The organism is Nocardia sp. NPDC055321, from assembly GCF_053645575.1.
In genome coordinates this window covers 374,001-379,661 of sequence record NZ_JBSHMS010000005.1, presented here as the reverse complement: position 1 = coordinate 379,661, position 5,661 = coordinate 374,001, and the positions used below count along the sequence as shown (strand labels likewise).

At 68.9% G+C, this 5,661-nt stretch carries 7 protein-coding genes; 2 read left to right on the top strand and 5 right to left on the bottom strand.

Annotated features, from left to right (window positions below; translation table 11 throughout):
* Positions 1–163 precede the first annotated feature (163 nt).
* Positions 164–592 (bottom strand): hypothetical protein, encoded by a 429-nt coding sequence (locus ACWIGI_RS10930; RefSeq protein WP_454202168.1) that lies wholly within the window; start codon positions 590–592, stop codon positions 164–166.
* A gap of 61 nt (positions 593–653) precedes the next feature.
* Positions 654–1,412, bottom strand: a complete 759-nt coding sequence (locus tag ACWIGI_RS10925) for a GTP pyrophosphokinase (RefSeq protein ID WP_454202167.1) — start codon at positions 1,410–1,412, stop codon at positions 654–656.
* A gap of 228 nt (positions 1,413–1,640) precedes the next feature.
* Between ACWIGI_RS10925 and ACWIGI_RS10920 the strand changes: the two genes are divergently transcribed.
* Entirely contained in the window at positions 1,641–2,438 is a 798-nt protein-coding gene (locus ACWIGI_RS10920) for a serine protease (RefSeq protein WP_454202166.1), read from the top strand.
* Positions 2,439–2,440: 2 nt separating this feature from the next.
* Here the strand turns inward: ACWIGI_RS10920 and ACWIGI_RS10915 are convergent, their stop codons facing one another.
* Both ACWIGI_RS10915 and ACWIGI_RS10910 read right to left on the bottom strand, forming a co-directional pair.
* Positions 2,441–3,001 (bottom strand): DJ-1/PfpI/YhbO family deglycase/protease, encoded by a 561-nt coding sequence (locus ACWIGI_RS10915; protein WP_454202165.1) that lies wholly within the window; start codon positions 2,999–3,001, stop codon positions 2,441–2,443.
* A gap of 11 nt (positions 3,002–3,012) precedes the next feature.
* The gene (locus ACWIGI_RS10910) at positions 3,013–3,261 is read right to left on the bottom strand and encodes a hypothetical protein (RefSeq protein WP_454202164.1); all 249 of its coding nucleotides are present in this window, start codon (positions 3,259–3,261) and stop codon (positions 3,013–3,015) included.
* A gap of 165 nt (positions 3,262–3,426) precedes the next feature.
* Here ACWIGI_RS10910 and ACWIGI_RS10905 point away from each other — a divergent pair, with 165 nt between their 5' ends.
* Entirely contained in the window at positions 3,427–4,755 is a 1,329-nt protein-coding gene (locus ACWIGI_RS10905; protein WP_454202163.1) for an NAD(P)/FAD-dependent oxidoreductase, read from the top strand.
* A 23-nt stretch (positions 4,756–4,778) separates the two neighbouring features.
* On the opposite strand, the gene ACWIGI_RS10900 is transcribed toward ACWIGI_RS10905, so the two are convergent.
* Entirely contained in the window at positions 4,779–5,627 is an 849-nt protein-coding gene (locus ACWIGI_RS10900; protein WP_454202162.1) for a DUF4436 family protein, read from the bottom strand.
* Positions 5,628–5,661: the final 34 nt, after the last annotated feature.

The window sequence follows — 5,661 nt, the reverse complement described above, 5'->3', positions numbered from 1 at the left end:
TCCACGCCCGCCCGCCCGCCGAACCGGCGGGCCGGCCGAAAGACGCACGACGGCACAGTGATCGGCCCGACCCACCCGGTCCGGCCCGATACCCGAGCGGACCGGCGACCCCGGTCCGCTCCGTGCGTTTCCGGGCCCGGTCGCCGGAAACTCGCACCGGCGCTCAGTGATCCGTCGCGGGAGCCAGGAGATCTGGTGTGTCCGCGGGCCGCAGCTGGGGCGCGTAGATCGACACGGCGAGCCGGACGTCCAGGTCGGCCAGGCGGCGCAGCAGCGGCGCGGGGAAGACGGGGGAGGTGACCGGCCCGGTCAGCGCGGCTTCGTAGCCGAGGTCGAAGACGCGGTCGGCCACGGCGTGCCAGCGCGTGCGAGCGGGGTCCGGCAGCGCCTCGATCAGGGCGCAGAGGGTCGCCGCGACGGCGGCCGGGTCATCGGAGTGGTCCGTGCCGGCCTCGAAGGTGAAGACGAACGATCCGTCCGGGTCGATTCCCTCGTGCAGGACCGAGATGGCGTCGCCGAATGCGGTGCGCAGCTCCGTCGGATCGGCCGTATCTCGTACTTCCACATCGATATTCAAGAATCGGGCGCTCATGGCGCCCATCCTGCCACGGCCGTCGAATGGATTTCCGGTGCGCGACAGCGGTTCCCCGGATTCAGCTTTCGGCGAGCAGATTTTCGTAGAGGGCGCTGAAATCGACCCCGCCGGCCCGATCTCGGACGGGCTCGCGGCCGCCATTGTGGTCGACGAGACGGTGCAGGGACTCCATTTTCTCGTCGAGCCGGTTGGCGGCTTCGGCGGCCTGGGTCAGTTCGCTCAGCAGATTCGGGGGGACCTGGCCGCGATATTTGTAGTAGATCTTGTGTTCCAGGCTGGCCCAGAAGTCCATGGCGATGGTGCGAATCTGGATCTCGACGGGAACGCGGACCGTGCGATCGACGCGGAACACCGGTATCGAGACGATCAGGTGCAGGCTCTGGTAGCCGTTGGGTTTGCGATGGGTGATGTAGTCGCGCTCGTCCAGGACCGTCACGTCCTCCTGACCGGCGATCATGTCCCGCACCGCGGCGATATCGGAGATGAAGCTGCACACCACCCGGACCCCGGCGATGTCCAGCACGTTCTCCCGGATGCTCGCCAGATTCATCGGGTACTTCTTGCGCTGCACCTTCTCCAGCACGCTCTCGGGCGACTTCAACCGCGAGTTGATGTGCTCGATCGGGTTGTACTCGTTGGAATTGTGCAGATCCTCGCGCAGGATATTGAACTTCGTCGTGATCTCGTCGATCGCGAATTTGTAGTCGAGCATGAAGTCGACGAACTGACCGTGCAGTTCGCGGAGTTCGTCGATCCGTACCGCGCCCGAACCGTCGGCGTCGACGTCGGTGGCCGGAGGGCGTGCGGGAGATTTCATCCCCTCCATACTGACAGATGGCCGAGTATCCCCATGTCAGCGCCATTCCCGCGCGGAATTCGAGGCACGCCGGGCGATTTTCCGGCATTGTGTGCTCGGTCACATATAGAATTCTTCAGGCGGCGTCCTTCGGTCCGAAAAGTTTCATCGGACGCCGCGCAACAGTCGGCACACCCGTTGGCGCAAACCTCCAGAGTCCCTGTTGCATCGCACCCGCAGGAGCAGCCCATGCCGCTTCCCACGTTGTCCGGGCACCATCGACTACTGTGCGGTGCGGGTGCCGTCGCCGTGGCGGCGATCGCGCTGGCGCCCTGTACGCCCGCCGCGGCGATCGCGGGAGGTCGCCCCGCCGCCGCCGGGGAAATTCACTCCGTCGTCGAGATCACCGGCGGGCTCAGTCCCTGCAACGGCACGATCCTCGCTCCCCGCGCGGTGCTCACCGCGGCGCACTGCCTGATCGGTATCGAGCGGCCGACCAACCTCGGCATCCTGTACGGATCGATCGACACCGGCGCGGGGACCCCGGTCCCGGTCGCGGACGCGGCGGTGTACGAACACTTCAACCCGATGCTCGGTCTCGGTGATCTCGCCGTCCTCATCCTGGCCGAGCCCATCACCTTCGGCCCCACGGCACAGCCGGTCGACCTGCCCCCGCAGGGCCAGGACCCGGACACGGGCACCACCGCGGTCATCGCCGGCTGGGGCGCCACCGAACCCAACGGATCACAAAGTCCCACACTGCAAGTGGGCACGGCCCGCGTCATTTCGCGCTCCCACTGTCTGGTTCCCGCGGCCGCCCTCGGCCTGCTCGGGGACCTCGTCTGCATCTCCGGCGCGGGCGCGGCGCGGCCCTGCGTCGGTGACAGCGGCGGTCCGATGCTCTACACCCCGCCCGGCGCGCCCCGCCCCGTCGTCATCGGCATCACCTCGAACGGGCTCCCGTGCGGTTTCGACCTGAGCGGCCACGCCGCCTACACCAGGGTCGGGCACTTCAGCGTCTGGATAGAGGAACACCTGCCGGCCTGAGGTCAGGCCCGCGTCAGCAGCTCGGTGATGGCCGCGACGAAATTCGGCAGGTCGTCGGGCCGGCGCGAGGTGATCAGCGGCCAGTCCTTGTTCGTGCAGGTGACCGCCGGTTCGTCGACCCAGTTGCCGTGCGCGTTGACGATGTCGGTGCGCAGGGAGGGATACGAGGTGAGGGTTTTGTCCGGCAGGACGTACGAGTCCACCAGCAGCCACGGCCCGTGGCAGATCGCCGCGATCGGCGTCCCGGACTCGACCAGCGCCTGCACCAGCGCGCGTGCGGGGTCGTGTACCCGCAGCTTGTCGGCGTTGACGGTGCCGCCGGGAATCACCAGGGCGTCGTAGTCGGCGGGATCGACCGCCTCGATCGCGAGATCGGGGTGCACCCGTTCGGCGGGGTCGAGGTCGTGCCGGAAGGTCCGGACCGGTTCGTGCTCGATCGCCGCGTGCGTCACCGCGGCTCCGGCGGCGCGCAGCTGATCCCTGGGCACCGCCAGCTCGTCGTGTTCGACCCCCGTATTGGAGGTGATGACGAGTACGCGCTTGCCGTCGAGTGATCCGGTCATCGGATGCTCCTTTACCGTCGTCTGTTGCGGAAGCGGTGGTGCTCGACCGCGATCCAGGCCAGCCCGGCCGAGAACGTCGCGGCGATCACCGCGGAGCGCATGATCGGCCAGCCGCCGGAACCGGCCAGGGTCCAGGCCAGCGTCAGGACCCCGGCCAGCAGCAGCGCGAAGCCGGGCCAGTTCACGCCGTCCAGCAGGGTCGGCGGGGCGGCGGGCTCGGCGGACAGCGGTGCGGCTTCGGGGACGGTCGTCTGGGTCATGGGCGGGCGCTCCTCGGTGTCGGTTCCACAGGCCGTGTGCCCCGATCTCGGCGGGGCAAACGGTGCGCGGTGATTCCGGGCGCGAGCAGGGTCACCCTGTGGGCCGGGTTTCGAGGCGGGTGGCCGGGGAAACGCGGAGGAAACGAGACGAGCGAGGTGGATCGGGTGAGCGTGGAGAACAATGCGGGACCGCAGCGCGTGGTGATCGTCGGGAGTGGATTCGCCGGGTACACCTGCGCCCGGAAACTGTCCCGGATACTGGGGCGGTCCGGACGCGACGTGGAGATCGTGCTGGTGTCCCCGACCGACTATCACCTGTACACGCCGCTGCTGCCCGATGTGGCGGGCGGCCTGATCGACCCGAGGTTCGTCGCGATCTCCCTGGTCGACACCCTGCCGCGGGTCCAGTTGGTGATCGGCACCGTCGACGCGATCGACCCGGACGCGAAAACCCTGACCGTGCACCGGGGTGACGACGCGCCCCTCGAATTGTCCTGGGACAGGCTGGTATTGACCCCCGGTTCGGTCACGCGCCTGTTCGACGTGCCCGGTCTGGCCGAGCACGCGCGCGGGCTGAAGACGATCGCCGAGGCGGTGTACCTGCGCGAGCACTTCCTGCGGCAGCTCGAGTTGGCCGACCACGACGACGATCCCGAGGTGTGCCGGGCGCGCCGCACCGTGGTGGTCGTGGGTGCGTCCTATGCCGGAACCGAACTCGTCGCCCAACTGCGCGCACTCGCCGACGCGTACAGCGCCCGTCGCGGCCACGACCCCTCGGACATCCGGTTCCTGCTGCTGGACACCGCGGACCGGGTCATGCCCGAGGTCGGAGAACGCCTGGGGGACAAAGCCTTGAGCGTGCTGCGCGATCGCGGCATCGACATCCGGCTGGAGACCACGCTGCGCGAGGTGACCGACGAGCACGTCGTGCTCACCGACGACACCGTCGTGCCCACCCGCACGGTCGCCTGGGTGACCGGGGTGACCGGCGCCCCGATCCTGTCCGGTCTGAACCTGCCGATGGAACGCGGCCGCCTGATCGTGGATCCCTCCCTGCGGGTCCCCGGCCATCCGGGCGTCTTCGCCGGCGGTGACGCCGCGGCGGTTCCCGATCTGACGGTCCCCGGCAAGATCACCCCGCCCACCGCCCAGCACGCCACCCGCCAGGGCGCCGTCCTGGCCCGCAACGTCGCCGCCAGCCTGGGCGTCGGCGCCAGCACCCGCTACAAACACCGCGACCTGGGCCTGGTGGTGGACCTCGGCCCGCGCTTCGCCGTGGCGAATCCCCTCGGCGTCCGCCTGTCCGGCCTCCCCGCCAAATTCGTCACCCGCGCCTACCACACCCTCGCGGTGTCCCGGGGCGTGAACCGCTGGGCCGTCACCCTGTCCTACCTGACGAACATCGTCACCCCGCGCCCCCTCTCGACCTTGGGCCTGGTGGACTCGGTCGAGTCCGGATTCAGTGGGAGCGAAGGGATTCCGTCGTCCCGCTGACCTCGGGGGGTGTCCGGGCACGATCAGGTCGTGACCCGAACCCCCTTCCAGGTCACCAGCGCGATGGAGAACGCGACGATCGCCTCGGCCCAGAAGAACGCGCAGTAGTCGATGAGCGAGCCCACCGGCGGCGTGCCGGGTGCGGCGTTGCGGAACCCCACCAGGGCGAACAGGGTCGCGGCCATCCAGCCCAGCGCCGGCCACGGCAGCCCGAGGCGATGGCGCACGATGTACAGCGCCCCGGCCAGCACCGAGAGCGACAGCAGCCACATGACCACCAGCTGGAACCACGCCAGGATGAACGTGCCGCGCGAGCGCTTGACTGTGACGGTCGCGTAGGCCGCCCCGGGATCCACCTGCTCCTCGCCGATGCGGCTGAGGTAGAAGGGGTCGTAGTCGGTGTAGGACAACGACATCGGGACGTCCGCGCCGTCCACCGTCACCTCGGCGAGCAATTCCACGGTGTACCGGTCGAACGGATAATCCGAGATCACCCCGTCCGAGAGCGGCAGCCGCACCTCCTTGCCGGTGATCCGGTCGCCCGTGGGCATGGTGAGCCGTGTGGTGTTCGCCAGCGGCAACTCCACGACGATCTCCTTGGCGGGGATGGTCTGGTCGCTGTCCGAAGCCAGTGCGCCCCAGGGCACCACGCGCAGTTGCGTCACGACTTCCCGTCGTTGCGCCTCGATGCGCTGTGCCCCGAACTCGAGGTGCACGCCGTCGCCGACCTCCGCGGCCCCGATCTCCGAGGCGACCTCGCGGGTTCCGCGCTCGTTCGCGTAGGCGAGTGCACCGATGGCAATCGCGCAGACGACGCCGACAGCGGCGATCACATACGGCATTCGGCGTCGTTGGGAAGCAGTGTCGGCCACGATCGGGAACGTTAGCGAATGTCCGGCTATTCGA

Coding starts and splice junctions, on each gene's coding strand:
- ACWIGI_RS10930 (WP_454202168.1), bottom strand. CDS start 592: ATGAGCGCCCGATTCTTGAATATCGATGTGGAAGTACGAGATACGGCC.
- ACWIGI_RS10925 (WP_454202167.1), bottom strand. CDS start 1,412: ATGAAATCTCCCGCACGCCCTCCGGCCACCGACGTCGACGCCGACGGT.
- ACWIGI_RS10920 (WP_454202166.1), top strand. CDS start 1,641: ATGCCGCTTCCCACGTTGTCCGGGCACCATCGACTACTGTGCGGTGCG.
- ACWIGI_RS10915 (WP_454202165.1), bottom strand. CDS start 3,001: ATGACCGGATCACTCGACGGCAAGCGCGTACTCGTCATCACCTCCAAT.
- ACWIGI_RS10910 (WP_454202164.1), bottom strand. CDS start 3,261: ATGACCCAGACGACCGTCCCCGAAGCCGCACCGCTGTCCGCCGAGCCC.